Origin of the sequence: Fictibacillus aquaticus, assembly GCF_002245695.1 — a bacterium.
Lineage (GTDB): Bacteria > Bacillota > Bacilli > Bacillales > Fictibacillaceae > Fictibacillus > Fictibacillus aquaticus.
In genome coordinates this window covers 1-1,242 of the sequence record NZ_NOII01000092.1, presented here as the reverse complement: position 1 = coordinate 1,242, position 1,242 = coordinate 1, and the positions used below count along the sequence as shown (strand labels likewise).

The 1,242-nt window shown below is 45.1% G+C and carries 1 protein-coding gene; it reads left to right on the top strand.

All coding sequences use genetic code 11. The features are described from left to right. Positions 1-206: 206 nt before the first annotated feature. Positions 207-1,242: sodium-dependent transporter (locus CGZ90_RS20155; RefSeq protein WP_094254254.1), on the top strand; the 1,036-nt coding region annotated here is incomplete at its 3' end.

Genomic DNA, 1,242 nt, shown 5'->3' with positions numbered 1-1,242 from the left:
GGTACGGTACCGTGATAATTATCACGGTACCGTACCCCTTAATTTTTGAAGCATTATCATAGGCGCAATACAATTGCCCCTTAATTATGACAAAATTCGTCAAAAACCTTTGACATTTAGACAGTTAGCATATTATACTAACTACAGAATAATCAGAAAAAACAAAATACTCAAAAGTTTTATCACTTTTGAAGGGGGACATCATGATGGAAAACCGGCAACAATTTGCCAGCCGCTATGGATTTATCATGGCAGCTGTCGGTTCTGCGGTTGGATTGGGCAACATCTGGAGGTTTCCGGCTGTCGCTTATGAAAACGGCGGAGGAGCATTTTTAATTCCTTATCTTATCGCATTATTAACTGCAGGGATTCCGCTGCTTATTCTGGAATTCACGATGGGCCACAAGTACCGTGGGTCAGCGCCGCTTTCTTACTTCAGGATGAACAAAGGATCGGAATGGCTTGGCTGGTGGCAGGTTCTCATTGCGTTTGTTATCTCTACGTATTATGCGGTGATCATCGCATGGGCATTATCATATACCGTCTTTTCATTTGATCTGAAATGGGGAGACAAGCCTGATGCTTTCTTGCTTGGTGAATATTTAAAAGTTGCAGATCCTGGGGTGTTCGGCAGCCTTGTACCTGGTGTCCTCATCCCACTTGCCATCGTATGGGTCGTCACGATTGGCGTATTGTTTAAAGGTGTGGCAAAAGGAATCGAGAAGCTGAATAAAATTTTCCTTCCGCTTCTGTTTATCATGTTCACGCTTATCGTTATCCGTGCGGTAACACTGGATGGAGCAGCTGAAGGTCTGAATGCGTTCTTTGAACCGCGATGGGACTTGCTGACATCTGGTAAAGTGTGGGTGGCTGCTTACGGGCAGATCTTCTTCTCGCTATCTATCGCGTTTGCGATCATGATCACGTATTCGAGTTATCTTCCGAAAAAATCGGACATCAACAATAATGCATTTATCACAGGATTTGCAAATTCAGGATTTGAACTGCTTGCAGGTATCGGGGTGTTTGCTGCCCTTGGATTCATGGCGCAGCAGCAAGGTGTACCGGTTGACCAAGTGGTCAAGTCGGGTATCGGGCTGGCGTTCATGGTCTTCCCGAGTATCATCAACTCGTTCCCTGGACTGAATGAACTGTTTGGCGTATTGTTCTTCCTGTCACTCGTGTTTGCAGGAATGACGTCATTGATTTCAATTGTAGAAGTGTACGTTGCAGCGCTGCAGG